General features: G+C 66.4%; 25 protein-coding genes and 1 tRNA gene. 9 read left to right on the top strand and 17 right to left on the bottom strand.

The window, feature by feature from the left end; genetic code table 11:
* Positions 1–24 precede the first annotated feature (24 nt).
* The 6 genes from LPA45_RS02655 to recA all read right to left on the bottom strand — a co-directional run bounded on the left by LPA45_RS02655 (position 25) and on the right by recA (position 5755).
* Complete coding sequence (locus LPA45_RS02655) at positions 25–720, bottom strand: TerC family protein (RefSeq protein WP_116317182.1); 696 nt, start codon at positions 718–720, stop codon at positions 25–27.
* Positions 721–975: 255 nt separating this feature from the next.
* Positions 976–1857 (bottom strand): succinate--CoA ligase subunit alpha, encoded by an 882-nt coding sequence (sucD, locus tag LPA45_RS02650; protein ID WP_062796940.1) that lies wholly within the window; start codon positions 1855–1857, stop codon positions 976–978.
* A 99-nt stretch (positions 1858–1956) separates the two neighbouring features.
* Positions 1957–3123 (bottom strand): ADP-forming succinate--CoA ligase subunit beta, encoded by a 1167-nt coding sequence (gene sucC / locus LPA45_RS02645; protein WP_116317181.1) that lies wholly within the window; start codon positions 3121–3123, stop codon positions 1957–1959.
* A 90-nt stretch (positions 3124–3213) separates the two neighbouring features.
* The gene (locus tag LPA45_RS02640; protein WP_116317180.1) at positions 3214–3921 is read right to left on the bottom strand and encodes a DUF2889 domain-containing protein; all 708 of its coding nucleotides are present in this window, start codon (positions 3919–3921) and stop codon (positions 3214–3216) included.
* Between the two features lie 205 nt (positions 3922–4126).
* On the bottom strand, positions 4127–4594 hold the full coding sequence (gene recX / locus LPA45_RS02635; protein WP_116317179.1) for a recombination regulator RecX: 468 nt from the start codon (positions 4592–4594) through the stop codon (positions 4127–4129).
* 105 nt (positions 4595–4699) lie between these two features.
* Complete coding sequence (recA, locus tag LPA45_RS02630) at positions 4700–5755, bottom strand: recombinase RecA (protein WP_116317178.1); 1056 nt, start codon at positions 5753–5755, stop codon at positions 4700–4702.
* A 239-nt stretch (positions 5756–5994) separates the two neighbouring features.
* Between recA and LPA45_RS02625 the strand changes: the two genes are divergently transcribed.
* The 5 genes from LPA45_RS02625 (at position 5995) to LPA45_RS02605 (ending at position 10817) form a co-directional block, all read left to right on the top strand.
* Entirely contained in the window at positions 5995–6684 is a 690-nt protein-coding gene (locus tag LPA45_RS02625; RefSeq protein ID WP_116317177.1) for a response regulator transcription factor, read from the top strand.
* A gap of 66 nt (positions 6685–6750) precedes the next feature.
* A complete protein-coding gene (locus LPA45_RS02620) occupies positions 6751–8316 on the top strand; it encodes a sensor histidine kinase (protein ID WP_116317176.1) in 1566 nt (521 codons plus the stop codon).
* On the top strand, positions 8313–8654 hold the full coding sequence (locus tag LPA45_RS02615) for a DUF4212 domain-containing protein (protein ID WP_116317175.1): 342 nt from the start codon (positions 8313–8315) through the stop codon (positions 8652–8654). Before LPA45_RS02620 ends, LPA45_RS02615 begins: the two co-directional genes overlap by 4 nt.
* 251 nt (positions 8655–8905) lie before the next feature.
* Positions 8906–10603: an MFS transporter gene (locus LPA45_RS02610; protein ID WP_116317174.1), complete on the top strand. Its 1698-nt coding sequence runs from the start codon at positions 8906–8908 to the stop codon at positions 10601–10603.
* Between the two features lie 137 nt (positions 10604–10740).
* Positions 10741–10817: transfer RNA gene (locus tag LPA45_RS02605), tRNA-Met, on the top strand.
* A gap of 98 nt (positions 10818–10915) precedes the next feature.
* On the opposite strand, the gene LPA45_RS02600 is transcribed toward LPA45_RS02605, so the two are convergent.
* The 8 genes from LPA45_RS02600 to LPA45_RS02565 all read right to left on the bottom strand — a co-directional run bounded on the left by LPA45_RS02600 (position 10916) and on the right by LPA45_RS02565 (position 18897).
* Positions 10916–11656, bottom strand: coding sequence for a GntR family transcriptional regulator (locus LPA45_RS02600; RefSeq protein WP_116317173.1), 741 nt, complete (start codon positions 11654–11656; stop codon positions 10916–10918).
* 129 nt (positions 11657–11785) lie between these two features.
* Positions 11786–12817: a tripartite tricarboxylate transporter substrate binding protein gene (locus LPA45_RS02595; RefSeq protein WP_116317172.1), complete on the bottom strand. Its 1032-nt coding sequence runs from the start codon at positions 12815–12817 to the stop codon at positions 11786–11788.
* An 81-nt stretch (positions 12818–12898) separates the two neighbouring features.
* The gene (locus LPA45_RS02590; RefSeq protein WP_116317171.1) at positions 12899–13924 is read right to left on the bottom strand and encodes an Ldh family oxidoreductase; all 1026 of its coding nucleotides are present in this window, start codon (positions 13922–13924) and stop codon (positions 12899–12901) included.
* On the bottom strand, positions 13921–14856 hold the full coding sequence (locus LPA45_RS02585; protein WP_116317170.1) for a hydroxyacid dehydrogenase: 936 nt from the start codon (positions 14854–14856) through the stop codon (positions 13921–13923). The genes LPA45_RS02590 and LPA45_RS02585 overlap by 4 nt, the downstream gene beginning before the upstream one ends.
* The gene (locus LPA45_RS02580; RefSeq protein ID WP_116317169.1) at positions 14856–16031 is read right to left on the bottom strand and encodes a UxaA family hydrolase; all 1176 of its coding nucleotides are present in this window, start codon (positions 16029–16031) and stop codon (positions 14856–14858) included. The genes LPA45_RS02585 and LPA45_RS02580 overlap by 1 nt, the downstream gene beginning before the upstream one ends.
* A gap of 55 nt (positions 16032–16086) precedes the next feature.
* The gene (locus LPA45_RS02575; protein ID WP_116317168.1) at positions 16087–16368 is read right to left on the bottom strand and encodes a UxaA family hydrolase; all 282 of its coding nucleotides are present in this window, start codon (positions 16366–16368) and stop codon (positions 16087–16089) included.
* Positions 16369–16674: 306 nt separating this feature from the next.
* Complete coding sequence (locus tag LPA45_RS02570) at positions 16675–17235, bottom strand: YcbK family protein (protein ID WP_116317167.1); 561 nt, start codon at positions 17233–17235, stop codon at positions 16675–16677.
* A 30-nt stretch (positions 17236–17265) separates the two neighbouring features.
* Complete coding sequence (locus LPA45_RS02565; protein ID WP_116317166.1) at positions 17266–18897, bottom strand: L,D-transpeptidase family protein; 1632 nt, start codon at positions 18895–18897, stop codon at positions 17266–17268.
* Positions 18898–19403: 506 nt separating this feature from the next.
* Here LPA45_RS02565 and LPA45_RS02560 point away from each other — a divergent pair.
* The 3 genes from LPA45_RS02560 to LPA45_RS02550 all read left to right on the top strand — a co-directional run bounded on the left by LPA45_RS02560 (position 19404) and on the right by LPA45_RS02550 (position 23418).
* A complete protein-coding gene (locus LPA45_RS02560) occupies positions 19404–19946 on the top strand; it encodes a fimbrial protein (RefSeq protein WP_116317165.1) in 543 nt (180 codons plus the stop codon).
* A gap of 83 nt (positions 19947–20029) precedes the next feature.
* Positions 20030–20791 (top strand): fimbria/pilus periplasmic chaperone, encoded by a 762-nt coding sequence (locus LPA45_RS02555; protein WP_116317164.1) that lies wholly within the window; start codon positions 20030–20032, stop codon positions 20789–20791.
* A 95-nt stretch (positions 20792–20886) separates the two neighbouring features.
* The gene (locus LPA45_RS02550) at positions 20887–23418 is read left to right on the top strand and encodes a fimbria/pilus outer membrane usher protein (RefSeq protein WP_233527942.1); all 2532 of its coding nucleotides are present in this window, start codon (positions 20887–20889) and stop codon (positions 23416–23418) included.
* A gap of 9 nt (positions 23419–23427) precedes the next feature.
* Here LPA45_RS02550 and LPA45_RS02545 read toward each other — a convergent pair whose 3' ends face one another.
* From LPA45_RS02545 to LPA45_RS02535, 3 genes are all read right to left on the bottom strand, one after another.
* Positions 23428–24054 (bottom strand): response regulator transcription factor, encoded by a 627-nt coding sequence (locus LPA45_RS02545; RefSeq protein ID WP_116317162.1) that lies wholly within the window; start codon positions 24052–24054, stop codon positions 23428–23430.
* Between the two features lie 157 nt (positions 24055–24211).
* A complete protein-coding gene (locus LPA45_RS02540; protein ID WP_116317161.1) occupies positions 24212–24622 on the bottom strand; it encodes a carboxymuconolactone decarboxylase family protein in 411 nt (136 codons plus the stop codon).
* A gap of 66 nt (positions 24623–24688) precedes the next feature.
* A complete protein-coding gene (locus LPA45_RS02535) occupies positions 24689–25756 on the bottom strand; it encodes a CaiB/BaiF CoA-transferase family protein (protein ID WP_116317160.1) in 1068 nt (355 codons plus the stop codon).
* Between the two features lie 405 nt (positions 25757–26161).
* On the opposite strand from LPA45_RS02535, the gene LPA45_RS02530 reads away from it, so the two are divergent.
* A complete protein-coding gene (locus LPA45_RS02530) occupies positions 26162–26599 on the top strand; it encodes a universal stress protein (protein ID WP_116317159.1) in 438 nt (145 codons plus the stop codon).
* Positions 26600–26625 lie beyond the last annotated feature (26 nt).

Raw genomic sequence — 26625 nt, 5'->3', positions numbered from 1 at the left:
CCTTTCGTGCGATGCAGGTTCCCGTCAGGCCGTCTGCGCCGACCGGCGGCTCAGCAGCTTGCCGAGGATCACCACCAGGATCGCGCCGGCGGCGCCGAATACCAGGTGGGCGTGCGGGACGTGGACCTCGAACCAGGCGGCATCGACCGGGTCGCTGACCAGCATCTCACCAGCCAGGTAACCCAGCAGCGCGGCGCCCAGCACGATGATGACCGGGAAGCGTTCCATCACCTTGAGCAGCAGCGTGCTGCCGAACACGATCAGCGGGATCGACAGGCCCAGGCCGATGATCAGCAGCATCAGCTGGCTGCCCTCGGGACCCTTCTGCGCGGCGGCGGCCACGGCCACCACGTTGTCCAGCGACATCACCAGGTCGGCGATCAGGATGGTGCGGATGGCGGCCCAGATATTGTCCTTGCCGTCGTGGCCGTCCTCGTCGTCATCGCCGGTCAGCAGTTGCACGCCGATATAGACCAGCAGCACGGCGCCGACGATCTTCAGGTACGGCAGGCTCAGCAGCTTGACCGCGGCCACGGTCAGCACCACGCGCATGATGATGGCGGCGGCGCTGCCCCAGAAAATGGCCTTCTTCTGCTGGGCCGGCGGCAGGTTGCGCGAGGCGAGCGCGATCACCACCGCGTTGTCGCCGGACAGGACGATGTTGGTCAGGATGATCGATCCCAACGCAATCCAGAAAGTGGTGGAAGACAGCAGTTCCACGGGGAGGCTCCTCGAGTTCTATGTAATTGGCGGTTCTATGTGACGGCGCGCCCCGTCATCTGACGGGTTTTCGGATGTCTGAAAGCGCAGACATGACTGTTTAACCCACGAACCTTTCGATTACATTTCAATCCTGTAATCTTTCGGGGGATTCATGGCGCCGGAATCACTCCCCGGAAAAGACAATGCCCCCGCCGAGGGGCGGGGGCATCACAAGTCTGTCATTCCCGCAACAGCGGGAACGGCAAGCAGACCTTACAGCATCGCCTTCAGCAGGCGGCCCATCTCCGACGGGTTCTTGGTCACCTTGATACCGCAGGCTTCCATGATTTCCAGCTTGGCCTGGGCGGTGTCGGCACCGCCCGAGATCAGCGCGCCGGCGTGGCCCATGCGCTTGCCCGGAGGCGCGGTCACGCCAGCGATGAAGCCAACCACCGGCTTCTTCATGTTGTCCTTGATCCAGTTGGCGGCGTTGGCTTCGTCCGGACCACCGATCTCACCGATCATGACCACGGCGTCCGTTTCCGGATCGTCGTTGAACATCTTCATGACGTCGATGTGCTTCAGGCCGTTGATGGGGTCGCCACCAATGCCAACAGCCGACGACTGGCCCAGGCCCAGCGCGGTCAGCTGGCCCACGGCTTCGTACGTCAGGGTGCCCGAGCGCGACACCACGCCGATGCGGCCCTTCTTGTGGATGTGACCCGGCATGATGCCGATCTTGATTTCGTCCGGCGTGATCAGGCCCGGGCAGTTCGGTCCCAGCAGCAGGGTCTTCTTGTTCTCGCGGCGCATGCGGTCCTTGACTTCCATCATGTCGCGCACGGGGATGCCTTCGGTAATGCAGACCACCAGGTCCAGGTCGGCGTCAACGGCTTCCCAGATTGCGGCAGCGGCGCCTGCGGGCGGCACGTAGATGACCGACACGGTAGCGCCGGTCTGGGCCTTGGCGTCCTTGACGCTGGCGTAGATGGGAATGCCTTCGAAGTCTTCGCCGGCCTTCTTCGGGTTCACGCCTGCTACGAAGGCGTTCTTGCCATTGGCGTAGTCGCGGCAGCCACGGGTGTGGAACTGGCCGGTCTTGCCGGTAATGCCCTGGGTGATGACCTTGGTGTCTTTGTTGATCAGAATCGACATGCTGTAATCCTTTGCTTTTCTACGAGCCGCGCGCACAGGGGCTCAAGGGAGCGCCTGCGCACGGCTCGCGTTCGCGTATGGTTGCGTTCGTGCGACGGCTTACTTGCCAGCGGCAGCGGCCACCACCTTCTGGGCGGCTTCTTCCATCGTGTCGGCGGCGATGATGGGCAGGCCCGATTCGGCCAGCATCTTCTTGCCGAGATCTTCGTTGGTGCCCTTCATGCGCACGACCAGCGGCACGTTCAGCGACACGGCCTTCGAGGCCGAGATCACGCCTTCGGCGATCACGTCGCAACGCATGATGCCGCCGAAGATGTTGACCAGGATGGCCTGCACGTTCTTGTTGCTCAGCATCAGCTTGAAGGCTTCGGTCACCTTCTCGGTGGTGGCACCGCCGCCCACGTCGAGGAAGTTGGCCGGCTCGCCGCCAAACAGCTTGATGGTGTCCATGGTGGCCATGGCCAGGCCGGCGCCGTTCACCAGGCAGCCGATGTTGCCGTCCAGCGAGATGTAGGCCAGGTCGAACTTCGAGGCTTCGATTTCGTTGGCGTCTTCTTCATCCAGGTCGCGGTAGGCCACGATTTCCGGGTGACGGAACAGCGCGTTCGAGTCGAAGTTGAACTTGGCGTCCAGCGCGATGACCTTGCCTTCGCCGGTCAGGATCAGCGGGTTGATTTCGGCCAGCGAAGCGTCGGTGTCGTAGAACGCCTTGTACAGGCCTTGCAGGGCCTGGCGAGCCTGGGCAACCGAAGCGTCGGGCACGCCGATCTTGCGGGCGATGTCGTCGGCGTCAGCGTCGGTCAGGCCGGTCGACGGCTCGATGATCAGGGTGTGGATCTTTTCCGGGGTGTGGGCAGCGACTTCTTCGATGTCCATGCCGCCTTCGCTCGACGCCATCAGGGCGATCTTCTGCGAAACGCGGTCCACCACCAGCGAAACGTACAGTTCCTTCTTGATGTCGGCGCCTTCTTCGATCAGCAGGCGGTTGACCTTCTTGCCTTCCGGACCGGTCTGGTGCGTGACCAGCTGCATGCCCAGGATGTTCGAAGCATAGGTCTTGACGTCTTCGATGCTCTTGGCAACCTTGACGCCGCCGCCCTTGCCGCGGCCACCCGCATGAATCTGCGCCTTGACAACCCACACCGGGCCGCCGAGCTGTTCTGCGGCCTTCAGGGCCTCGTCAACCGAGAACGCGGGGATGCCGCGCGGAACCGGCACATTGTATTTGCGCAGGAGTTCCTTGCCTTGATACTCATGGATATTCATGCGTGTTTCCTTTCGGGTAGGCGTAAAAGGTAGAGGGAAGAATCTGAAAAAGGAGACGAACTCTCTCGTCTTGCTGGCTGATCCTGAGAATCAGCCGGAAGTGCCGGTTGGCCTGTCGGCCGGGACAGCGTCATTGCCGTCGTCGTTGGCTTGACCACCGCGGTCGCCATTGGCCACGGCGGGCGCCCGAGGCGCGGTTGCGACGGCAGGTGCGGCCTCGGCCCTTGCCTTGGGCGTCGGCTGGTGACCATACCAGCGCGGGTAAAACTCACGGACCACCTCGCCGTCGAAACGCAGCGCGTGGCAGCCGTTCAACTGATAGGGCGGCTCCGGATTCGGATCGTCCTCGCCGTTGTCGCGGATGCTGATGACTTCGCCGGCAAACGCCTGGATCGCGGTGCTGGGCAGCACGCCGGCGGCTTCGGTCAGGTGGGAGCAGCCGTTGATGCCGGCCAGGCGCTCGCGCACGGCCTTGCGAAAGCCCTTGCGCAGGTTCAGGCCGATCAGCTTGCGGTAGGCCGGGCCGATGGTGTCGCATTGCGACGGATACGGCACCCAGTCAGAGCAGGCCTCGGCATCCAGCACCGTCATGTCCTCGTTGATCGTGACGCGCAGCCAAAGGTCGTGCAGGGGCTGGCCCACCGGGCGGATACGGTCGCCGGCAAGTTCGATATCGCGGGGCTTGGTGTCGGTCAGGCGCACCTCGACATCCCACAGGCCGTCCTCTCTCTGGTACGCCTCGGCCGTAATGGCACGGCGATGGCGCAGGGAGCGGTTGACGGGCTGGGACAGAGGCATGGCCAGGCTGGAATACTGGGGGCTTGGGAACGGCGGCGCCGGAGCACCGAATAACTTGGGGAGTTTAACATGCCGCGCCGGTTTGCCCGGGAACATCCTTGTATGGCGACTGTCGCGCCGCATTGTCGGCCGACTGGCGCGCGAATACCCTGAGGGCAGTGCAGATAATGGCCCGTCAATTGCGGACGATACCGCACGCAGATGCTTACTCGTCGTCGCCGTACGCTTCGTCGGCGCCCTGGATGATCTTGCTGACCACCCCACGCGAGAATCCACGCGCCACCAGGAAGCGGATCTGCTTGGCGCGGGCCTCTGGCGACTCTGGCGGCACGCCGAAACGCTTGCGCCAGACTTCGCGGGCACGTTCGGTCTCGGTGGCGCGCAGCCTTTCCTGCAGTTCGCCCAGTTGTTCGCTGCCCAGCTTGTGGGTCTTGGCTTCCTGCATCACCCTGGCCGTGCCATAGCGGGCGCCGCGGCGATGGACCAGGCTGTCGGCAAAGCGCTGGTTGGACAGCCAGTTCTCACGCTCGAGCGCATCGAGCAACTGCTCCAGTTGTTCCGGCGACTCGGCATGGGGCGCCAGCTTGCGTGCCAGCTCGGCCCGGCTGTGCTCGCGGCGCGACAGGTAGCCGACGGCGCGGGCCTTCAGGGAAAGCGGGGGGCGGGGGGCCATTGGCGGCTTGGTGAAAAATCCCTAATAAAAAAGGCCGGCGCATCGGCTGATGCTCCGGCCCCTTCCGGCTGCTGCAATCGTGTTGCGTCTTGCGCGCCGGCGCGATCAGCCTTCCAGCGCTTCCGCAGCCACCGGGTTGGTCGGTACCACACCCAGCGCCACTCGCACCTTGTTCTCGATCTCTTCGGCGATGTCCGGGTTCTCGCGCAGGTATTCGCGCGCGTTGTCCTTGCCCTGGCCGATCTTGTCGCCGTTGTAGCTGTACCACGCGCCCGACTTCTCGACGATCTTGGCGTCCACGCCGAGGTCGATGATCTCGCCCTGGCGGGAGATACCCTGGCCGTAGAGGATGTCGAAGAAGGCTTCGCGGAACGGCGGCGAGACCTTGTTCTTGACCACCTTGACCTTGGTCTCGTTGCCGATGACGTCGTCGCCCTTCTTGATCGAGCCGATGCGGCGGATATCCAGGCGCACCGAGGCGTAGAACTTCAGCGCGTTGCCGCCGGTGGTGGTTTCCGGCGAGCCGAACATCACACCGATCTTCATGCGGATCTGGTTGATGAAGATCACCAGGCAGTTGGTACGCTTGATGGTGCCGGTCAGCTTACGCAGCGCCTGGCTCATCAGGCGGGCCTGCAGGCCGGGCAGCGAGTCGCCCATTTCGCCTTCGATTTCAGCCTTGGGCACCAGCGCCGCCACCGAGTCGATCACGATCAGGTCGATCGAGCCCGAGCGCACCAGCGCGTCGGTGATTTCCAGCGCCTGCTCGCCGGTGTCCGGCTGGGAGATCAGCAGGTCGCCGACGTTCACGCCCAGCTTGTTGGCGTAGCTGACGTCCAGCGCGTGCTCGGCGTCGATAAAGGCGCAGGTGCCGCCCAGCTTCTGCATCTCGGCCACGACCTGCAGCGTCAGCGTGGTCTTGCCCGACGATTCCGGACCATAGATCTCGACCACGCGGCCGCGCGGGAGGCCGCCGACGCCAAGCGCGATGTCCAGGCCGAGCGAACCGGTGGAGACCACCTGGATGTCCTTTTCGACCTCGCCGTCGCCCAGGCGCATGATCGAGCCCTTGCCGAACTGCTTCTCGATCTGGGAGAGCGCGGCGGCAAGCGCCTTCTGCTTCTCGGCGCTCACGCCCGCACCTGCCTTCTTGTCGTCCATGGTCGTCCTTGAATCAAATGGTGTATAAATAGGCCGCATGTGGCGCGGCACCGGCTTTTGCCGGCTCCAGCGCCGGCCCGGCTGTCTGCGCGGCCGCCATCCGGGAAACATCAGTCAGGAAGCATCCCGGGCGGCCCCAGCGGAATGTGCGGGTACTGTATAAAAAAACAGTATGCTTGGCAAGCCCCATCGCGCCCGTTCCGCGGGCGCCCGGCTATGCCGGCCAGGTGGAGACAACCATGCGTATTCTGATCGCCGAAGATGACGACACGTTGGCCGATGGGCTGACGCGCTCGTTACGTCACTCTGGTTATGCCGTCGACCATGTTGCCGACGGGCTGGGTGCCGACTCGGCCCTGTCGACCCAGACTTTCGACCTGCTGATCCTGGACCTGGGCCTGCCGCGCATGTCCGGCCTGGAGGTGCTCAAGCGCCTGCGCGCGCGCGGCGCGATGCTGCCGGTGCTGATCCTGACCGCGGCCGACAGCGTCGACGAACGCGTCAAGGGCCTGGACCTGGGTGCCGACGACTACATGGCCAAGCCTTTCGCGCTGTCCGAACTGGAAGCCCGCGTGCGCGCGCTGGTGCGCCGCGGCGCCGGCGGCGGCGCCACGCTGATGCGGCACGGGCCGCTGGCTTTCGACCAGGTCGGCCGCATCGCCTACCTGAACGAGCAGATGCTCGACCTGTCGGCGCGAGAGATCGGCCTGCTGGAAATCCTGCTCACGCGCTGCGGCCGGCTGGTGTCCAAGGAACAGCTGGTCGACCACCTGTGCGAGTGGGGCGAAGAAGTCAGCAACAACGCCATCGAAGTCTATGTGCACCGCCTGCGCAAGAAGATCGAGGTGGGCGGCATCCGCATCGCCACGGTACGTGGCCTGGGCTACTGCCTGGAGAAATTCCAGCCGGCCGTGGCCGCGCAGCATTGACGCGAGCCGCGCCTTAGCCTCACCCTTGCAGGCGAGCACGACCGCAACCGAGCGACCACCGTCGAGATGAGCCTGCTGCAACTGCGCTGGCGGCGCGCGCACCGCGCCGTGCCGCCACCCTCCCCTGCCGCTGCGTCCCCTGCCATGCCCGGCACCGCCGACCAGGAACTGGCCGACGCATTGCCGCATCTGGAGGAAAGCACCGCCACGCCCGCGCCGCGCTCGCTGTTTGGCGAGATCCTCGACTGGATGCTGGCGCCGCTGCTGCTGCTTTGGCCGATGAGCATCGCGGTGACCTACCTGGTGGCCAAGTCGATCGCGAACGGCCCGTTCGACCGGGCGCTGGAAGCCAGCGCCATCGTGCTGTCGCAGCAGTTGCGCGAGGTCAACGGCCGCGTCACCCTGCAGCTGCCCCTGTCGGCGCGCGAAATCCTGCGCGCGGACGAGACCGACAATATCTATTACCAGGTGGTCGGCAAGCGCGGCGAATACATTGCCGGCGACCATGACCTGCCGCTGCCGTCGGAAGAAGACCAGGGCCACGCCGGCCTGGTATCGCTGCGCGACGACCGCGTCGCCGGCAACGACGTGCGGGTAGCCTACACCTACATCGACCTGCGCAATGTCAGCGGCAACCAGCCGGTACTGGTGCAGGTGGCCGAAACCCTCGACAAGCGCGCGCGCCTGGCCAACGAGATCATCAAGGGCGTGATCCTGCCCCAGTTCGTGATCCTGCCGCTGGCGGTGGTGCTGGTGTGGTTCGGGCTCTCGCGCGGGCTGGCGCCGCTGACCGCGATCCAGCAGCGCATCCGCGCGCGCACCCCGGGCGACACCAGCCCCATCGACGAACGCGCCGCTCCGCAGGAGATCACGCCGCTGGTGGGATCGTTCAACGACCTGCTGGCGCAGCTGGACCAGTCGGTGCAGACGCAGAAGCGCTTTATCGCCGATGCCGCGCACCAGATGAAGACGCCACTGGCGGGGCTGCGCATGCAGGCCGAGCTGGCGCAGCGCGAGCAGTCGCCGGAAGAGCTGCGGCGCTCGCTGGCCCAGATCGCCGGCAGCTCAGAGCGCACCGCGCACCTGGTCACCCAACTGCTGTCGCTGGCGCGCATGGAAAACCTGGCGGGCACCGGCGGCATGGGCGAACTGGACCTGGGTGCCCTGGCGCGCGAGGTAGTCAAGGAATGGCTGCCGCAAGCCTGGGCGCGCGACATCGACCTGGGGCTGGAAGCGGACGACCATCCGGTGACGGTGCTCGGCAACCGGCTGATGCTGACGGAGATGCTCAACAACCTGCTCGACAATGCCATCCGCTACACGCCGCGCGGCGGGCACGCGACGGTGCGCGTCAGCGCCGATGCCTTCGAGCCGTTCGCCTATCTGGACGTGGAAGACACCGGCCCAGGCATTGCGCCGGCCGAGCGCGAACGCGTAATGGAGCGCTTCTACCGGGTGCTCGGCACCAATACCGAAGGCAGCGGGCTGGGCCTGGCCATCGTGCGCGAGATCGTGCAGCAGCACGGTGGCGACGTGCAGATTTCCGACCACGTCTACCAGCAGGCGCCGCGCCTGGCCGGCGCGCATTTCCGCGTGACCCTGCGCCGCCCCACCGATCTCTCCGCACTATGAACGACACCCCCGCCCCCGCTGCCGCCCCCGATCTCGCCGAGGCGCGCCAGCGGCAGGCCTGGCACCGCAACCTGCGCTGGATCGCGGGGCTGCTGGCGGTCTGGTTCGTGGTCACCTTCGTGGTGGCGTGGTTCGCGCGCGAGCTGCGCTTCGACTTCTTCGGCTGGCCGTTCTCGTTCTGGGTGGGCGCCCAGGGAGCGCTGGTGGTCTACGTGCTGATGGCCGCCCTCTATGCCTGGCGCATGAACCGCGCCGATGAAACCGTTGACGAAGCGGACACACCCGCCCCCCTGCCTTCGCAGGGTACCTTGCGCGGCCCAGGTTCCGATGCTGCATAGCGACATGCCGTACCGGCCGCATAGCAGTGCCGTGAAACGGCCAGGACAGGCTGCATTGCAGCATGCGCAGGCCTGAAAACGGCTAGCGTATACCCCGATATTTTTGGCACTTGCACGCCGAAATCTGTCAGAACGCAGTAAGTTTCGCCACCCACAATCCACTGCAACTCAGGCTCCCGGCCAGCGGCACGGGGCTTTTCCGCGATGTTGCCGCGCCTTGCCCGAGATCCATTCCAGACGGAGGAGACAAGATGGCAAACGTGCAAAACGTTGCGGTACCCGGAGGGGGTGCGCAAAACGCGCCGATGACACGCGAGGAGCGCAAGGTGATCCTTGCCTCGTCGCTGGGCACGGTGTTCGAGTGGTACGACTTTTATCTGTACGGCTCGCTGGCGGCGATCATCGCCAAGCAGTTCTTCGCCGGACTGGATCCGACCTCGGCCTTCATCTTTGCGCTGCTCGCCTTTGCCGCCGGCTTTATCGTGCGGCCGTTCGGCGCGCTGGTGTTCGGCCGCCTGGGCGACATGATCGGGCGCAAGTACACCTTCCTGGTGACCATCCTGCTGATGGGCCTGTCGACCTTCATCGTCGGCCTGCTGCCCGGCTTTGCCACCATCGGCTGGGCCGCCCCGGTGATCCTGATCATCCTGCGCATGCTGCAGGGCCTGGCGCTCGGCGGCGAGTACGGCGGTGCCGCCACCTACGTGGCCGAGCACGCGCCGCACGGCAAGCGCGGGGCGTACACCTCGTGGATCCAGACCACGGCCACGCTGGGCCTGTTCCTGTCGCTGATCGTGATCCTGCTGTGCCGCGAGCTGACTGGCCCGAACTTTGAAGTCTGGGGCTGGCGCATCCCGTTCCTGCTGTCGATCCTGCTGCTGGGGATGTCGGTGTACATCCGGCTGTCGATGAATGAATCGCCGGCATTCCAGCGCATGAAGGCCGAAGGCAAGACCTCCAAGGCTCCGCTGACCGAATCCTTCGCCCAGTGGCGCAACCTGAAGATCGTGATCCTGGCCCTGCTCGGCCTGACCGCCGGCCAGGCCGTGGTCTGGTACACCGGCCAGTTCTACGCGCTGTTCTTCCTGACGCAGGTGCTCAAGGTCGATGCCAAGACGGCCAACCTGCTGATCGCCGGCGCACTGGTGATCGGCACGCCGTTCTTTATCTTCTTTGGCTCCCTGTCGGACAAGATCGGCCGCAAGTGGATCATCATGGCGGGCTGCGCGCTGGCCGTGCTGACCTACTTCCCGCTGTTCAAGGCACTGACCCACTACGCCAACCCGGCGCTGGAGCGCGCGCAGCAGACCGCGCAGATCGTGGTGACCGCGGATCCGAAGCAGTGCTCGTTCCAGGGCAGCCCGATCGCCCGCGAGATCGACTTCCGCAGCTCCTGCGATATCGCCAAGCGTACCCTGGCCCAGTCGTCGGCCAGCTATGAGGTGGTGGAAGCCCCGGCCGGCACGGTGGCGACGGTCAAGATCGGCGAAAAGGAGATCAAGGCCTTCGACGCCAAGCTTGCCAACAGCCATGCCTTTGACGATGCCAGCAAGGCCCAGATCGCGGCGTTCAAGAAGGAGGTAAGCGGCGCCATGTCCTCGGCCGGGTACCCGGCCAAGGCCGACCCGGCGCAGATGAACACGATCATGGTGCTGGTGATCCTGGTCATCCTGGTGATCTACGTGACCATGGTGTACGGTCCGATCGCCGCCATGCTGGTGGAACTGTTCCCGACCCGCATCCGCTACACCTCGATGTCGCTGCCCTACCATATCGGCAACGGCTGGTTCGGCGGCCTGCTGCCCACCATCTCTTTCGCGCTGGTGGCCCAGAACGGCAATATCTACTACGGCCTGTGGTACCCGATCATCATCGCGGCGATCACCTTCGTGATCGGTGCGCTGTTCGTGCGGGAAACCAAGGACGTGGATATCTACGCCCACGATTGAACGGTCGGTCTGACGAAACCGTGACCACAACGGCAGGCCGCCCGGCCTGCCGTTTTTTCATACACCGGCGCCCCGCAAAAATCTTCGCACGAGGTGTTGACAGTGCCGAAAGCCCCTGTATAATCTCAGTCTTCGTTGGCGAATTAGCTCAGTCGGTTAGAGCGACGGAATCATAATCCGCAGGTCCGGGGTTCGAGTCCCTGATTCGCCACCATCTATTTGAAAAGCCGCGCTCTCGCAAGAGGACGCGGCTTTTTTCTTTGGACTGCCAGGCACGCTGCCGGCACCTCTCGATGCCGGAAGCGTCACGCCCTACGGCTGCGACAACAGGAATTCATGCCGGCTGGTATCGAGGCGCGACACGCGGTACTCGATCCGCTCGTCGTGGTAGGACGAGGCCACCCGCAGGATCTTCAGCAACGGACTGCCCACGGGAACGCCCAGCAACTCGTGGGCATCCTCGTCGGCCAGCGCCGAGCGCAGCCGTTCTTCGGTGCGGATGATATTGATGCCGAAGGCATCCTGGTAGAAGTTGTAGAGCGTATTGGGCCGCTCGCGCAGCATCTTTTCGGTCAGGCCCTTGAAGCGCGCTTCCGGCACGGTGATGGCATCGGTCATCATCGGCATGCCTTCCAGCGACAGGACATTGATGAAGCGGAACACCGGTTCGCCCACCGCCAGGCCGAGCGCGGCCGCCTCGTCCTTGTCGGCCTTCGCGCGGCGGAACCTGGCCAGGCGCACGGTCGGGTATTCGCGATGGCCATCCTGGCGCACGATACGGAAGAAGCGGAAGAAGTGATCCTCCTGCCGGTGCGTGGCGACGAAGGTGCCGCGGCCCTGGTGCCGGATCATGATGCCTTCGGCCACCAGTTCGTCGATCGCCTTGCGCAACGTGCCGATCGACACGCCAAAGCGTTCGATCAGCTTGCGCTCGGACGGAATGGCTTCACCCGGCTTCCACTCGCCCTCCGCCAGCGCGGAGAGAATGGCCTGCTTGACGTCCTTGTACAGGACGCCGCCAATCGCGCTGGCCGCATCAAATCTGGCACCCACGTTGAAATCCCTGTTCGGTGGCCCGCGCCGCCGCGCGGAGCGGGCCGATTCATCTAGATAAGCCAGATCATACCGGAGGCCAACTTGCGCCTATCGGCGCCTGTCGCGGCCAGCCCGCGCTATCCGATCCTATTCGGCGCGGATGTGTTTCTCTTCGATCAACCTTGCCCATCGCGTCACCTCGCCGTTGAAGTATTCGGCGAAGGGGCCACTGGTCTGCGGCGCCGGACTGAATCCGGACGCCACGATGCGCTCGCGCATGGCGTCGGACTGGAGCATGCGCGCCACCGACGCGGCGACCTTGTCGACGATCGGCTTGGGCGTGGCGACCGGCATCATCAGGCCCGTCCAGTTCTCGACGATCAGGTCGGGAAAGCCCGCCTCGGCCACCGTCGGCACGTCGGGCAGCAGCGGGTGCCGTTCACGCGTGGTCACCGCCAGTGCGCGCAGCTTGCCACCCTTCACGTAGGCCAGCGACTCCGGGAAATTGGAAAACACTACATCGATCTGGCCGCCGATCAGGTCGGTCATCGACGGCGCCCCGCCCTTGTACGGCACATGGGTCAGGTTGGCGCCGGTCAGGCTTTCGAACAGGGCCAGGGTCAGGTGCGGGGGCGTACCGTTGCCGCTGGAGCCGGCATTGAGCTTGCCCTTCTGCGCCGCCGCGGCCAGGTCCTTCATCGACTTGACCGGCGAACTCACCGGCACCACCACCAGCATCGGCGACGAGGCGATGCGCGCCACCGGCACCAGGTCTTTCTGCATGCTGAACGGCAGCTTGGGGAACAGCGTGACATTGGAAGCATGCGTCAGCGTGACCGCGAGCCAGGTATAGCCGTCGGCGGGTGCCTTGGCGACCTGGTCGGCGCCGATGTTCGCGTTGCCGCCGGGCTTGTTGTCGACTACCACGGGCCGCTTCCACTCTTCCGCCAGCTGGTGCCCGACCTGCCGCGCCATGATGTCCGTCAGGCCACCGGCCGCGAACGGGACCACGTAGCGGATCGGCTTGCCTGGATAGTCATGGGCGGGAACCGATGCCTGCGCCGCGCCCTGTGCCGCGGCCGGCGCCGAGGCCAGACCGGTGAGCGTGGATACTGCGGACAATGCGACAAGCGCGCCGGCTCCGTACCTGAGCGCGGTGCGAATCAAACCTCGAACCATGGTGTGTCTCCGTTTTGTGGTCGCTGGCCCGTTCTGTGTCGGGTCCGCCTTTGTGGTGGAAATGTGGTGGAAATCGAATCTCTAGGCCCGGCCCTCCTGCACTGCCTCGCCCGCCAGTTCGCGCAGCTCGTTGAGCAGGGCGTCCGGGATCTCTATGCCATGGGCCTGCGCGTCAGCCTGCGCGGTATCGCGGCGGGCGCCGGGCAGGCGCGTGCCTTCATCGTCCAGCATCGCTTGCAGCAAGGCTTCCACGCGTTCGGCATAGGCGTCCGAGCCCGCGAAGGCGCCCGGGTCCAGCACCATGAAGAGCTGGCCGATACGCGGCCGATTGCCGGCGTCGGTGAAAAAGGAATCCGCTTCGGCGCCGAAACTGGCGCCCGCCAGCGACGTCACCAGCAACTCCACCATTAACGCCAGCATCGCGCCCTTGACGCCGCCCGCCGGCAGCATCGAGCCGCGCAGCGCGGCCTGCGCGTCGGTGGTCGGCTGGCCGGTCTCGTCCAATGCCCAGCCCAGCGGGATCGGCTTGCCCTGCTTCGCGGCCACCATGATCTTGCCGCGCGCGACCTCGGACAACGACAGGTCGATCACGACCGGCGCGTGGCGCCGGCGCGGAAACACCGCGGCAATGGGATTGGTGCCGAACAGCGGGCGCCTTCCTCCCCAGGCAGGCATCGCGGCCGGCGAGTTGCCCATGGCGATGCCCACCATGCCGACGCGCGCCACCGCATCGAGCGGCAGCGCGGCCGCGCCGAAGTGATGGCTGTTGGTGACCGCCGCAACACCGACACCGGTTTCGTAGGCGCGGCCCATTGCCTCGGCGATCGCCAGGTCGCATGCCGGGAAGGCGAAGCCGCAGCCGGCATCGACCAGCGCGGCACTGGCGCGCGCGGAGCGCACCGCTGGCGTGGCACGGCCATCGACACGATCCGCGTGCAGGTGCGCGACATACATGGGTACCCGCGATACGCCATGCGAGGCCAGACCCGCCGCATCGGCGCGCACCAGCGCCGCAGCCGTCGCATCGGCTTGCAGCGCACTCGCGCCCGCACGCCGCAGCGCGGCATTGGCGATCCGCTCCAACTGCGCGATCGGCACCCGGCTCATGACATGACCTCCAGCGTCTGCCGCACCTGTTGCGCGATCATCATCGAGACCCGCGCATTGGCCTCCTGCGTCACGCCGCCGATATGCGGCGTCAGCATCAGGTTGGGCACGTCGGCGAGCACGCTGCCTGCCGGCAAGGGCTCGCATTCGAAGACGTCGAGCGCGGCGCCGCCGAGATGCCCGTCGCGCAGCGCCTGCGCCAGCGCGGCCTCGTCGACCACGCCGCCGCGCGCGGTGTTGATCAGCACGGCGCCGCGCTTCATGCCTGCGATCCGTTGCGTATCGAGCAGATGCCGCGTGGCGGCGACCAGCGGCACATGCAGGCTGACCGCATCGGCCTGCGCCAGCAGCGGGTCGAGCGCGAGGCTGCGCACGCCGGTCCGGGCCCATACCGGGTCGTCGGCGGCCAGCATCGGGTCGAACGCCACCACCTGCATGCCGAACGCCTGCGCCAGCGCGGCGGCCTGTCTGCCGATGTCGCCAAAGCCGATCAGCCCCAGCGTCTTGCCGAGCGCCTCCCTGCCCTCCGACAAGCGTGCGCGCGGCCACTGCCCCGCGGCCACTTGCGCGCTGCTGCCGTAGGCGCCGCGCAGTAGCGACGCCGCGGTGATGACCACGTACTCGGCCACCGAGCGCGCGTTGGCTCCGGCCGCGGGGATGACGCGGATGCCGCGCTCGCGACAGGCATCGACATCGATATTGTCGAGCCCTACGCCGAGCCGCCCGACCACACGCAGCGAAGGCGCACCGGCCAGCAGCGCCGCGTCGACCTGCGTACGGTTGCGCACGATCAGCGCCTGCGCATCGGGCAGCGCGTCGAGCAGTTCGGCGCGCCGGTCCACCCAGCCCGGCTCGTACCGCAGGTCGAAGCCCGCCCGCAGCGCCTGCACCGCGGCATCGTCCATGAACTCGCTGATGCAGATGCGCTTCATCATGCCGACTCGTGGATGCGGGTCAGCACGAACTCGCGGTGGCCGAGCGCTTCCGCCGCGGTCCAGCGCCCGTTGACCGTGGCCAGCATGCATTCGAGCAGCTTGTCGCCGGTCTGGTCCAGCGTCAGCTCGCGCTGCAGCAGGCCGGAGCAATCGACATCCATGTGCTCGCTCATCAGCCGCACCGTGCGTGGGTTGGCGCACAGCTTGATCACCGGCACGATCGGGTTGCCGATCACGTTGCCCTGCCCGGTCGGGAAGAAATGCACCACATAGCCGGCGGCGGCGCACAGCGTGACCATCTCCGCCGCGGCCGAAGATGAATCCATGAACCACAGGCCCGGGTGGGTCGGCTCCTCGGCCTTGTCGAGCACGCCGTCGACCGTGCATTTCTTGCCGATCTTCTGGATATTGCCCAGCGCCTTCTCTTCGATCGTGGTGAGGCCGCCGGCGATATTGCCCTTGGTCGGCTGCGACTCCGACAGGTCCGAGGTCTTCCAGCGGTCGATCATGCCCTGGTAGCGCTCGAACATGGCCATGAACTGGTGGCGCACTTCATCGTTGGCGCAGCGCGCCGCCACGATGTGCTCGCCGCCGGTCAGCTCCGAGGTCTCGCCGAAGACCAGCGTGGTGCCGAGCGGATGCAGCTTGTCGAAGGCATTGCCGACGGTCGGGTTGGCGCCGCAGCCGGACGTGGTATCCGACTCGCCGCACTTGGTGGACACCCACAGCTCGCTGATCGGGCATTCCACCCGGTGCAGCGCGGTGGCGTACTGCACGTATTCTTTCGCCGCCTTCGACGCCCGCATGATGGTGTCATGGTCGCCATGGCCCTCGATGCCGAAGCCGACCACCGGCTTGCCGGTCCTGGCGATGCCATCGACCACCTTCTTGGTCCAGCCATCCTCGATCCCGATCACCACCACGGCGGCGACATTGGGATTGCTGCCCGCGCCGATCAGCGTGCGGAAGTGCAGGTCCAGGTCCGGCCCGAACTGCAGGCGGCCATACGGGTGGGGAATCGCCATGGTGCCCTTGATGGCGACAGCGACCGCCTCGGCGGCTGCATTGGAGAGGTCGTCCAGCGGCAGGATGATGACGTGGTTGCGCACGCCGACGCGGCCGTTGTCGCGGCGGTAGCCCCAGAAGGTGGTGTTTTGATCGATCACGGACATGGCTTGGGTCTCGGGTATGGAGTGGGGAGATAAGTGGCGGGGACCGGGGCGCGGCTTACCAGCGCTTGGTCTTGATGTTGTGGACGTGGGCGTGTTCGCCCGCCTTGATCGGCGCCACTACCTTGCCGATGTCGATGCCGTACTTGTAGACGGTGTCGTTGGGATCCATGTCGCACAGCGCCACCTTGTGGCCGATGGGGATCGGCTGCAGCGCGGTCACGGTCACGATCTTGTCCTCATCCATGATCCAGGCGTTGAGTTTGGTACCAGCCTGGATGCCTTCCACCACAGCCACCGCCACGGTGTCCCTGGCGTCGTGCAGCACTACGTGAATCATCGTTGTCTCCTCTGTGTGGGTCGTCTTTGCGGGTTGCCTGTGAAACCATCTTAGGCAAGCAAAAGATCCATGTCAACTAACTCATATATATCACTTAGTTGAACGAGGGTCGGCGCCTTCGGCGCGCGGGACTGCAGCAGATCATCGGCGATCTGCGGATCGCCCTGCGGCAGTTGCTAAGGGGAGAGAGGTGCTGGCGGGGAAGGAGGTGCTGGCGCCGGGGGCGACCTGTTCAAGGCCGCCGCGATGGGCATCGACGTGCCCGGCCAGCTATCGGTCGTCGGCTGTGACGACCTGCCGGGGCAATTACCAGTAGCGGACCCGGCCCGTGTCCAGGTGTACGAATTGCTCGCCCTGGTAAAAACCGACACCCCCGCCCTTCAGCGTCTTCGCGGCATCGCGCAGGTCCCCCAGCGGCACGCCGGCGACGCGGATGTCGATAGCCTTGCCGTCCATATGCAGGCTGTGCCTGGCGACACCGCCGCCGCGCGAATTCCGCAGGCGCGAATTGGTGGCAGGACTGCGATAGCCGGAGATGACCTGGAACGGTTCGTTGGTCCCGAGCTCTCGCCGCAGCTGGTACAGCAGGTCGAACAGTTGTGGATCAATCACTCCAACCTGACCCGAATAATGGTCGCGGAGGAAACCGTTGAGCGACGTGAGTGCCTCGGGAACAAAGCTATCGCCGAGGGCAAAGACGAGCTTGATGCGCTCGCCGGTATGGGTATGGTCGAACGCCAGCGAGCGCGCATCGGGCAGGCTGGCAAGCGCCTGGCGCGGCGCCAGGGGCATCAGGCCGGCGGCAAGGGCCAAGCCTCCGGTGGTATGTAGAAAGCGGCGGCGTGCCTTGCGCGTCGCATCATTCATGGTACTTCCTCTGCAAGTGCTGAGCGCGCCTTATTGCGTGGCAGCAGCGGCGCGCGCGATGGCTGGCGGCGAGGAGCGCCCGGTGCGTTGCCGCAGCGCCTTGTCCAGCAGTTTGTCGTGACCGTAGATGTCAGGCAGGAAGGATACACGACCATCGGCCCGGGCGATGACCGTGCCATAGGCCAGCACCACCGGCAGCGGTTGCTGCAGCCGCACCGTGTTTGACTTCCCGCGTGTCATCGCCTCGCGGATACGCGCCTCGTTCCAGTCCGTCATATCCTGCAGCACGAACTGCGCCAGTGCCACTGGGGATTCCACGCGGATGCAGCCATGGCTGAAGTCGCGCCGGTCGCGCTTGAACAGTTGCGGCGTCGGGGTGTGGTGCAGGTAGATGTTCTCGTTGTTGGGGAACACGAACTTGATGTCGCCCAGCGCATTCATGGGTCCGGGCCGCTGCCGGATGCGCATGCGGCCGTTGAGCACGGCGTCGAGGTTGTCCTCTGACAGCGTGGTCACGGCCTTGCCCTCGCCGGTCACGAATTCGAAGCCCTGCCGGTTGAAATACGCCGGATCGCGCCGCAGCCGCGGAATCGTCTCACGCTTGGCGATCGACGGCGGCACGTTCCAGTACGGGCTGAACTCGATATAGCGCATGCCCTCCTCGAACAACGGCGTGCGGGTATCGAGCGCCTTGCCGACGATCACCTTCATCTCCAGCTTGATGTCGAGCTTGCCATCGCGGATCTCGTAGGCGCGCAGCATGAACTCCGGCACGTTGACCACGATCATGCGCGGGCCGTCCAGCGGGGTCCAGCGCATCCGCTCCATGGTCAGTTCGATCTGCCGCACCCGGCTGGCCATGGGCAGATTGAGCTGCGCCAGCGTACCCGCGCCGATCACGCCGTCGGGCTCCAGACCATGCCGTGACTGGAACGCCTTGACGCCATTGACGAGCGCGCCGTCATAGCGCGCGGGCGGCTTCGTGCCGGCCGGCAGGTCGCCCAGCGCGGCCAGGCGCGCCGTCAGCGCGGCGGTGCCCGCCCAGGGCTGCCCCGGCGTCAGCTTCCCGGCGGGCAGCGCCGGCAGCGGCTGGGACCAGACTGGCTGCGCGGCGATCTCGCGATAGCGGGCCAACGCCTCGCGCAGCGTGCCATACAGCGGAAAGGTGGGCGCGGCCTGGCGCACGGCGTCTGGCAGGCGGTGTTGCGAGACCGCTTCGCGCAGCACCGCCGCGGCGTCGTACGGGCGTTCTTCCTGTGGCGCGAAATTGGCGTGGACGGCGCGCGGATTGATACGCCCGCCGTGCAGGTCGGCCAGCATGCGCTCCATCGCGGCGGTCAGCGCGGCGTCCAGCCGGGCGGCGGCATCGGGCGCGAACACCGGGCCAGTGGCCGCCTGGTGCACTGCCTGCCGCAGCGCCTCGGCATCGTAGTCGCGGGGATCCAGGCCGTCAGCGGCCGCCCCGGCCAGCGCGTCGACCGCCAGTTTGGCTTCCGGCACGGGCCTGCCCTGCGCGAACCAGAGCGGACCCTGGGCGACGGGGGAAGCTTGTGGTGCTGACGCTTGTGGCGCTTGCGGGGTCTGGGTCGTCTGGGGAGGCTGGGCCAGGACCGGTGCTGCGGCAGCGCCTGCCAGCAACAGTGCCGCGAGCGCACGCTTCATGGCGCCAGGGCGGTGGTCGCTGGCATGACGCGCAGCCAGGCAAAGCGAAGGGAGGGCAGCCTTGACTGCGGCAAGACTGGCGCCGCTCGGGCGCGTGGCTGTCGGGAACGAAGGCATCGTGGGGATGGGCCCGTTTCGTGGCACACGCCCACAGTCTACCTGTGTTAGTGAAGCGGCGTTTGCACCGCACGGAAAACGCTGCGTGATGACATCGGATCGGAAATTGACGAGCCCGGGGAAAAAGCGGCCTATCCGGCGGAAATCGGCTTTACGCCAACAGTTCGAAAAATGCAAGCGGCCAGCCCGGCAGATCTATGAATTTCCCTGGCAGATTCAGCCCATTCACCCAGCTTCCTCGGAAGTTTCATAGCGTGGGCGTATCGCCGCATTCCTACACTGGCCCCCGTTCACAAGGCAATTCCCATGTCACGCAGACGCTGCCTTGGAACGCCCGCATGCGTGGCAATCGTGCCGCGGCATGCCCCTCCACAATCAAGAGACCCGATATGAAATTTGCATTCGCACCGGTGGTGCTTGCCGCCAGCATCGTCTTCGCTGCGCAATCCGCGCATGCCGTCGACGGCACGATTACCTTTAACGGCAACATCTCCGCCACCTCGTGCACGATCAACGGCAACGGCAGCGGCGCGAAGTCGTTCACGGTCACGCTGCCGACCGTGTCGGCGTCCACACTGGAAACCGCCGGCGCCCGCGCGGGCCGCACCCCGTTCGTCATCGCACTGAACTGCGACGCGGATACCGGCGCGGTGCATACCTATTTCGAACCCGGCCCGACCACTGATGCCAGCACCGGCAACCTGGTGCTGAACAGCGGTGCCGGCACGGCGACCAACGTGCAGATCGGGCTGCTGAACTCCAACTTCACGCCGATCAAGGCCGGCTTCGCGGACGGCGTTCAGAACTCGCTGCCGGTGGACCTGGTCGGCGGCGTCGCCAACCTGTCCTACTTTGCCGAGTACGTAGCGACCGACAAGGCAACCGCAGGTGCGGCCAACTCCAGCGTGATGTACACCATCGCGTATCCCTGACGCGATCGCCGACGCGACCGCGTCCCTGTTCTTTCCCTGAGAGCAGAGGGGGCTCGCGGTGGCGTCTGTTCCCAGGCCTCAACATGTTGCCCACATCCCTACGTAATTCGCTGGCCTCCGCGCTGGCCGTGCTGGTGCTGTCGTTCGCTCTGCCCGCAAGCGCCTCGGTCGTCGTCGGCGGCACCCGCGTGGTCTATCGCGGCACGGACAAGGAAGTCACGCTGAAGCTGACCAATGAAGGCCAGTCTCCCGCACTGACGCAGGCGTGGATCGATGCCGGCACGGCAACCCCCAGCCCCACATCGATCGAAGTGCCCTTCACGGTCACGCCGCCCATCACGCGCATCGATCCCGGCAAAGGCCAGACGCTGCGCATCCTCTATACCGGCGAGCGGTTGCCGCAGGACAAGGAGTCGTTGTTCTGGCTCAACGTGCTCGAAGTCCCGCCGAAGCCGTCGGCCGATGAGAGCGGTGTCAACTCGCTGCAAATGGCGTTCCGTTCGCGTTTCAAACTCTTTTTTCGGCCCAGCGGGTTGCCGGGCAGCGCCATGGAGGCGCCTGCTGCGTTGCGCTGGGAACTTGGCAGCCGCGACGGCAAACCCGCCCTGGTAGCGCATAACCCCACGCCTTACCACGTTTCGCCGGTCACCGTCGAAGTCATCGCCGGCGAACACATTGTCAAGGCGACAGACCCGGACATGATTGCGCCTGGCGCCACCGCGGCCTTCCATCTGGACAGCAATGTCCGCAACCCTGCCGGCGCCACCGTGCGCGTGCACTGCATCAACGACTTCGGCGGCAGGGACAAATTCAGCGCGCCGCTGAGCGCCTCCGGCTCCCGCTAGCCCCATCAACCCACGGTCCGTTACGCCCTTTCGGCGGCCGCCGGCTGCCGGCGCTCGCGTGCGGCCATCGTCGACACGCCGGTGCCATGCTGCCAATGCCTTCCCGTCACGTCCCGTTTCGCCTGCGCCCGCTTCATGCCGTGCTGCTGGCCCTGTTCGCCAGCGGCGCAGGCGCGGCCGGACAACCCGACGCCAGCCCGCAGCGTGCCCGCCCCGTACAGGAAGTGGAGTTCAGCGATACCTTCCTGCAGGGCACGGCGGGCGGCGTTGCCGACCTGAGCCGCTTCAGCAAGGGCAATCCGGCGCTGCCCGGCCACTACCGTGCCGAGTTGTATGTCAACGAGATCTGGCTGGGCCGCGCCGACGTGGAGCTGCGCCAGTCCGGAGACCCCGCTGCCCCTGCGGTGCCGTGCTTCGATCACAGCCTGCTGGAGCGCGTCGGTGTCGATCTGGCCAGGTTGCCGGCCGCCGCATCGCTGGACGGCAACGGCTGCCAGCCGCTGCCAGCTCTGGTCGCCGACGCCACGGCGAGCTTCGACAACGGCGAGCAGCGGCTCGATGTCAGCGTGCCACAGGCTGCGATGGTGCGCCGCGCGCGTGGTTACGTCAGCCCGGAGAACTGGGACGACGGCGTACCGGCGGCGCGCCTGCAGTACAACGCCAACGTCTATCATTCCGACGCATCCAGCCTGTCGACCACGCAGGCCTATGTGGGCCTGAACGCCGGCATCAACGTGGGACCGTGGCGCTTCAGCCACCAGGGCAGCCTGAACCGTGACGAACGGCAAGGCACGCGCTACCAGAGCGTGCTGACCAACCTTCAGCGCGCCATTGCACCATGGAAAAGCCAGTTGGTGATCGGCGATGCCTTTACTGACGGCACGTTGTTCGACAGCATCGGCTTTCGCGGCGTGCGCCTGGCCAGCGACGAGCGGATGTATCCCGAATCGCTGCGCGGCTATGCCCCCATCGTGCGCGGTATCGCGCGCAGCAATGCCCGCGTGCAGGTCCGCCAGCAAGGCAACATCCTCTACGAAACCACGGTGGCACCGGGGCCGTTCGAGATCGATGACCTGTACCCGACCGGCTATGGCGGCGATATCGAGGTCGTTGTCACCGAGGCGGACGGCAGCGTGCACGTGTCGGCAATGCCGTACGCCGCCGCGGTGAATGCCCTGCGCGCCGGCCAGAGCCGGTACAGCGTCACCGCGGGCCAGTACCGCAGTACCGTGATGCAGGGCTCGACGCTGCTGCTGCAGGGCACCTACCTGCATGGCTTCGCCAACATGGTCACCGGCTACGGTGGCTTCGTGGCCGCGCAAGGCTATGGTGCAATCGCCGCCGGTATTGCGCTGAACACCGACCTGGGCGCTTTCGGCGCGGACATCACGCATGCCAGCACCCGGCTGCAGGGGCAACCCGACCGCAGCGGCCAGAGCGTGCGGCTGAGCTACAGCAAGCTGGTAGCACCAACCAACACCAATGTTTCGGTAGCGGCGTACCGCTACTCCAGCCGCGGCTACCTTGGCCTCGCTGATGCCATGTCCTGGCTCGCGCTGGACCAGGCGGGGCGGCTGCAAAGCCTGCCAACCGCGCGGGGCAAGCTGCAGCTGAGCATCAACCAGGCCTTGCCGGCCGGCTATGGCAATTTCTACCTGACCGGATCGGTGCAGAGCTACTGGCAGGGCAGCGGCACTGCCAGCCAGTTCCAGGCCGGCTACAACAATGCTTACCGCGCCATTGCCTATGGCGTGTCGGCGTCGCGGCAGCTGAATGTCGCCACCGGCAAGTGGGACACGCGCGTGATGCTGACCGTCGGCGTGCCGCTGGGCAAGTCGTCACACGCGCCTTACTCGCTGACCAGCCTCGAGCGTGGCTCCGACGGCACCGGCACGGCGCAGGAGACCGTGACCGGCACGCTCGGCAGCGACAACGCCTTCAGCTACTCGCTCAATGCGGGCCGTAGCGGCGGCGCGTCCGGCAGCGCCAACAGCATCGGCGGTAGTGCCTCCTATGTGTCGCCGTTTGCAACGATGACCGCCAGCGCATCCAGGAGCACCGCCTATGCGCAGGCCGGTGCAGGCATTTCCGGCGGTATCGTGGCCTATGCGGATGGCGTGGCATTTTCGCCGACGCTCGGCGATACGGTCGCGGTGGTCGAGGCCAAAGACGCCGCGGGCGCGCGCCTCGCCAATGGCGCCGGGCTGCGCGTCGACCCGTGGGGCCATGCGGTGGTATCGAACCTGGTGCCGTTCGCGCGTAACGAAATCGAGATCGATCCGCAGGGCCTGCCGCTGGAAGTCGAGCTCAAGTCGACGCTGCAGCGGGTCGCGCCCACCGCGGGCGCTGTAGTGCGGGTGCGCTTCAAGACCGAAAATCCCGGCCGCGCGGCAATCCTGCGCACACGCCTGCCAGATGACGCGCCGCTGCCGTTTGGCGCCGAGGTGTTCAATGGAGACGGCAGGCCGGTGGGGACCGTGGCGCAGGCAGGCCGCGTGCTGGTACGCGGGCTGACAGCGCGGTGGGGCCAGGCCGGCGGCGATGCCTGCACGCTGCACTACGACCTCGGCAAGCCCGGCAATGGCACGGCGGCGATGGTTGTCAGGGACGCCCTTTGCACGCGCTGATGCAACCTCTCACCACACCAGCTGGTGGCGCCGCGCGTAGTCGACCATTTCCACCAGCGAGTTCACATTGAGCTTGGCCATGATATTGGCCTTGTGCGTGCTGACCGTCTTGCTGCTGATTAGCAGCTCCCCGGCGATCGCCTTGTTGGAATGGCCGCGCGCCAGGTATTGCAGGATAGTGATCTCGCGGTTGCTGAGCCGCGGAACGCCGGAGTCGAGCGCTTCGCCAAGCTGTCTCGCGGCCTCCAGCGTGCGCATGGGGAACACCAGATAGCCGCTCAGCACGCCTCGCGCGGCCTGCAGCACCTCGGGCACGCCGCGGTGCTTGACCACGAAGCCATGCGCGCCGGCGCGCAACGCCCGCACCGGCGCGGCGGTGGCGTCGGTACCGGACAGCACCAGCACGTATACCGCGGGAAAGGTCGCCGACACGCGTCGGACGAAATCAACGCCAGGATTGCCGAAATACTCGACATCGACCAGCACCAGCCCGGGCCGGTGGTCGCGCACCAGCCGGAATGCATCGCGCACGCCGTCGGCTTCCAGCACTTCGGCGGCATCCAATGCCGCTGTCAGTTGGCCGGACAGCGTAGTGCGGAACCGGGAAGGCTCGTCGACGATCAGCGCGTGGTGCAATTGGAGCTCCTTGACAGCTTGGGCAGTTGCCAAGGTTAAGGGCCTCGCTGCGTGCTGAAGCGCCGAATTCTCGCTGCTCGAATGCAGCAGAATCTGCGCGGCCCTCGGGCAATTCCGCAGGGGTGGACAGCCTGGTGGCGCCAGGCCGGCCCGCGCGTCAGGACTTGGCGGCGTCGAGCACTTCAGTCAGTTTGCGGCTCGCGTCCAGCGCCGCGGGGAAACCGCAGTAAACGGCGCTGTGCACCATCAGCTCACGCAGTTCCTCGGGGGTGACGCCGTTGGCCAGGGCGCCGCGCAGGTGGCCGGCCAGCTCCTGCGGCCGGTTCAGCGCGATCAGCATCGATACCGTCGCCAGGCTGCGCTGCTTGCGGTCCAGCCCCTCGCGGGTCCACACCGTGCCCCAGGCAAATTCCGTGACCAGTTGCTGCAGGCTGGTATCGCCCTGCTGGGCCGCGGCATCGAGCGCGCGCTGCACATGCGCCGGGCCAAGGACCTCGGTGCGGACCTCGAGCCCGGCCGCGAATGCGGGCGTGGGGGCGTAGTGGGGATTCTGGCTGGGTTCGGCCATGGCATCTGTCTCCGGTGATGAGGTGATGACAGATGTTAGCCGAAAGGTGTTGGCCGAACCGGCCGCTCACTCCGTGCCCGCGGGCAGGAAGCGCGGCGCCGGCGTCGAGCGCGGCACCTCGCGCTCGCCCTGCCGGTACAGCTGGTAGGTGCCGCGCGCCTGGTTGTGCGGATGGCGGGCGGCCTCGTCCAGCGTCAGCACGCGCGCGAAGCAGACATCGGTGCCGCCCAGCAGCGCTTCCCAGTGCGTACTCGGCTGCGCCGCGATGCAGGCGGCGATGCGCGCCTTGAGGGCGGGCCACTGGGCGCGGTCGTACTGCGTTGCGGGATCGAGGTCGGTCAGTTCCAGCCGTTCGAGCAGTTCGCGGTAGAACTGCGGCTCGAGTGCGCCCAGCGTGATGGCGCGGCCGTCGGCGCAGCGGTAGACGTCATAGAACGGCGAATCGTGGAATGGGCTGGGCTGGGGCCCGCCCAGCGTGCCGGCGGCCCGCGACACCTGCACCAGGGAACCGAGCATGGCAACGATGTCGGTGATCGCCGCATCGACCACGCAGCCCTCGCCGCTGGCACGCGCGCTCAGGATGGCGCTGGTCAGGCCAAAGGCCAGGCCGAGCGCGCCGGTGGCGTCGCCCATCACGGTCGGCGGCACCATCGGCAGCGCGTCGTCGCGTGCTGCCATCGACAGCAGGCCGGTCAGCGCGATGTAGTTCAGGTCATGCCCGGCGCTCTGCGCCAGCGGGCCGCTCTGGCCCCAGCCCGTCATGCGGCCGTACACCAGACGCGGATTGCGGGCGTGACAGGCCTTGGGGCCCAGGCCCAACCGCTCCATCGCCCCGGGGCGCAGCCCTTCAATCAGCGCGTCAGCGCCAGCCACCAGCTCCAGCGCCGCGGCCACGCCCTCGGGCGATTTCAGGTTCAGCTGCACGACCTGCTTGCCGTGCTCCAGCTCCATCTCCGGCGGCACGGCCTGGCCGCGCAGGATGCGGCGCGCGTCGGGCGCGACCGGGCGGGTCACCAGCGTCACCTCGGCGCCCAGGCCGGCCAGCATCGCGCCGCACAGCGGGCCGGGGCCGATGCCTTCGAACTCCACCACCTTGATGCCGCGCAGGGGCAGCAGCTTGCCATGCTCACTCATCTTGCTTGTCTCCGGTTGCCGTGCGCCGGGATCCGGGATCCGGGCCCCGGGCCAGCTGTGTGGGATGTGTCGTGCGCCGCGCCAGTACGGCGGCCTGATGGCCTGGAGGCCTGGAGGCCTGCCGGTCTGTCATGGGGCTCGGGAGCATGCTACGCGCCACGGCGCCGGGGCGGCAATGGCCGAAACTGCCAGCCGTGTTGTCGGATTTGCCATGCGGCCGGCTATCGCACGCGCGGCACCGGCGGAATCGTAGTTTTCCGAACCAACTTGATCTAAGTCGGGTCACAACGGCAGACTAGCTGCGATGATGGTTTCAGATGGCGCCGGCGCCCCACGGCGGCAGCGCCAGGAGGTGTTCTTCAACCTGGCTCGTCCCGACAGCCCCCAATCGAGGAGATTCCCGTCATGACCAATATCGTGCTCGCCACCGATGGCTCGGCCTTCAGCGATGCCGCGGCACGCTTTATTGCCGAAGGCAAGCTGCTGCAGAACGGCTTTACCGTGCATGTCGTGCATGTGGCCCCGGAAGTCAGCGGCCAGGTGCGCGCCTTTGTCAGCAAGGAGACGATCGACGACTGGCACAAGGAGGCCAGCGACAAGGCGATGGCGGGTGTCAGCGAGATCCTGTCGGGGGCCGGCGTGCCCTTCGAGCGGCATGCGCTGCATGGCTTCGCGCCGGAGCGCATCGTGACCTACGCGCGTTCGGTGAGTGCGCAAGCCATCGTGATGGGCACGCACGGCCGCGGCTCGTTCTTCGATGCGGTGATCGGCTCGGTGGCCGGGCGCGTGCTGGCGCAGGCGGATTGCCCGGTGCTGCTGGTCAAGGCACCGGAAAAGAAGTAGACAAACCCAAAGCGCGGCGCGCATAG

The sequence above is a fragment of the Cupriavidus sp. Agwp_2 genome (assembly GCF_040784895.1).
In the GTDB taxonomy this organism is placed as follows: Bacteria; Pseudomonadota; Gammaproteobacteria; order Burkholderiales; family Burkholderiaceae; genus Cupriavidus.
This window is presented reverse-complemented; position numbering and strand designations above follow the sequence as displayed.

Bases quoted from the DNA above. Each gene is read 5' to 3' on its own strand.
- LPA45_RS02595 (WP_116317172.1), bottom strand. From the start codon at position 12,817: ATGGTTCGAGGTTTGATTCGCACCGCGCTCAGGTACGGAGCCGGCGCG.
- LPA45_RS02535 (WP_116317160.1), bottom strand. From the start codon at position 25,756: ATGAGTGAGCATGGCAAGCTGCTGCCCCTGCGCGGCATCAAGGTGGTG.
- recA (WP_116317178.1), bottom strand. From the start codon at position 5,755: ATGGACGACAAGAAGGCAGGTGCGGGCGTGAGCGCCGAGAAGCAGAAG.
- LPA45_RS02640 (WP_116317180.1), bottom strand. From the start codon at position 3,921: ATGCCTCTGTCCCAGCCCGTCAACCGCTCCCTGCGCCATCGCCGTGCC.
- LPA45_RS02575 (WP_116317168.1), bottom strand. From the start codon at position 16,368: ATGATTCACGTAGTGCTGCACGACGCCAGGGACACCGTGGCGGTGGCT.
- LPA45_RS02615 (WP_116317175.1), top strand. From the start codon at position 8,313: ATGAACGACACCCCCGCCCCCGCTGCCGCCCCCGATCTCGCCGAGGCG.
- LPA45_RS02555 (WP_116317164.1), top strand. From the start codon at position 20,030: ATGTTGCCCACATCCCTACGTAATTCGCTGGCCTCCGCGCTGGCCGTG.
- LPA45_RS02590 (WP_116317171.1), bottom strand. From the start codon at position 13,924: ATGAGCCGGGTGCCGATCGCGCAGTTGGAGCGGATCGCCAATGCCGCG.
- LPA45_RS02565 (WP_116317166.1), bottom strand. From the start codon at position 18,897: ATGAAGCGTGCGCTCGCGGCACTGTTGCTGGCAGGCGCTGCCGCAGCA.
- LPA45_RS02570 (WP_116317167.1), bottom strand. From the start codon at position 17,235: ATGAATGATGCGACGCGCAAGGCACGCCGCCGCTTTCTACATACCACC.
- LPA45_RS02540 (WP_116317161.1), bottom strand. From the start codon at position 24,622: ATGGCCGAACCCAGCCAGAATCCCCACTACGCCCCCACGCCCGCATTC.
- sucC (WP_116317181.1), bottom strand. From the start codon at position 3,123: ATGAATATCCATGAGTATCAAGGCAAGGAACTCCTGCGCAAATACAAT.
- LPA45_RS02550 (WP_233527942.1), top strand. From the start codon at position 20,887: ATGCCTTCCCGTCACGTCCCGTTTCGCCTGCGCCCGCTTCATGCCGTG.
- LPA45_RS02585 (WP_116317170.1), bottom strand. From the start codon at position 14,856: ATGAAGCGCATCTGCATCAGCGAGTTCATGGACGATGCCGCGGTGCAG.
- LPA45_RS02580 (WP_116317169.1), bottom strand. From the start codon at position 16,031: ATGTCCGTGATCGATCAAAACACCACCTTCTGGGGCTACCGCCGCGAC.
- LPA45_RS02530 (WP_116317159.1), top strand. From the start codon at position 26,162: ATGACCAATATCGTGCTCGCCACCGATGGCTCGGCCTTCAGCGATGCC.
- recX (WP_116317179.1), bottom strand. From the start codon at position 4,594: ATGGCCCCCCGCCCCCCGCTTTCCCTGAAGGCCCGCGCCGTCGGCTAC.
- sucD (WP_062796940.1), bottom strand. From the start codon at position 1,857: ATGTCGATTCTGATCAACAAAGACACCAAGGTCATCACCCAGGGCATT.
- LPA45_RS02560 (WP_116317165.1), top strand. From the start codon at position 19,404: ATGAAATTTGCATTCGCACCGGTGGTGCTTGCCGCCAGCATCGTCTTC.
- LPA45_RS02610 (WP_116317174.1), top strand. From the start codon at position 8,906: ATGGCAAACGTGCAAAACGTTGCGGTACCCGGAGGGGGTGCGCAAAAC.
- LPA45_RS02625 (WP_116317177.1), top strand. From the start codon at position 5,995: ATGCGTATTCTGATCGCCGAAGATGACGACACGTTGGCCGATGGGCTG.
- LPA45_RS02620 (WP_116317176.1), top strand. From the start codon at position 6,751: ATGAGCCTGCTGCAACTGCGCTGGCGGCGCGCGCACCGCGCCGTGCCG.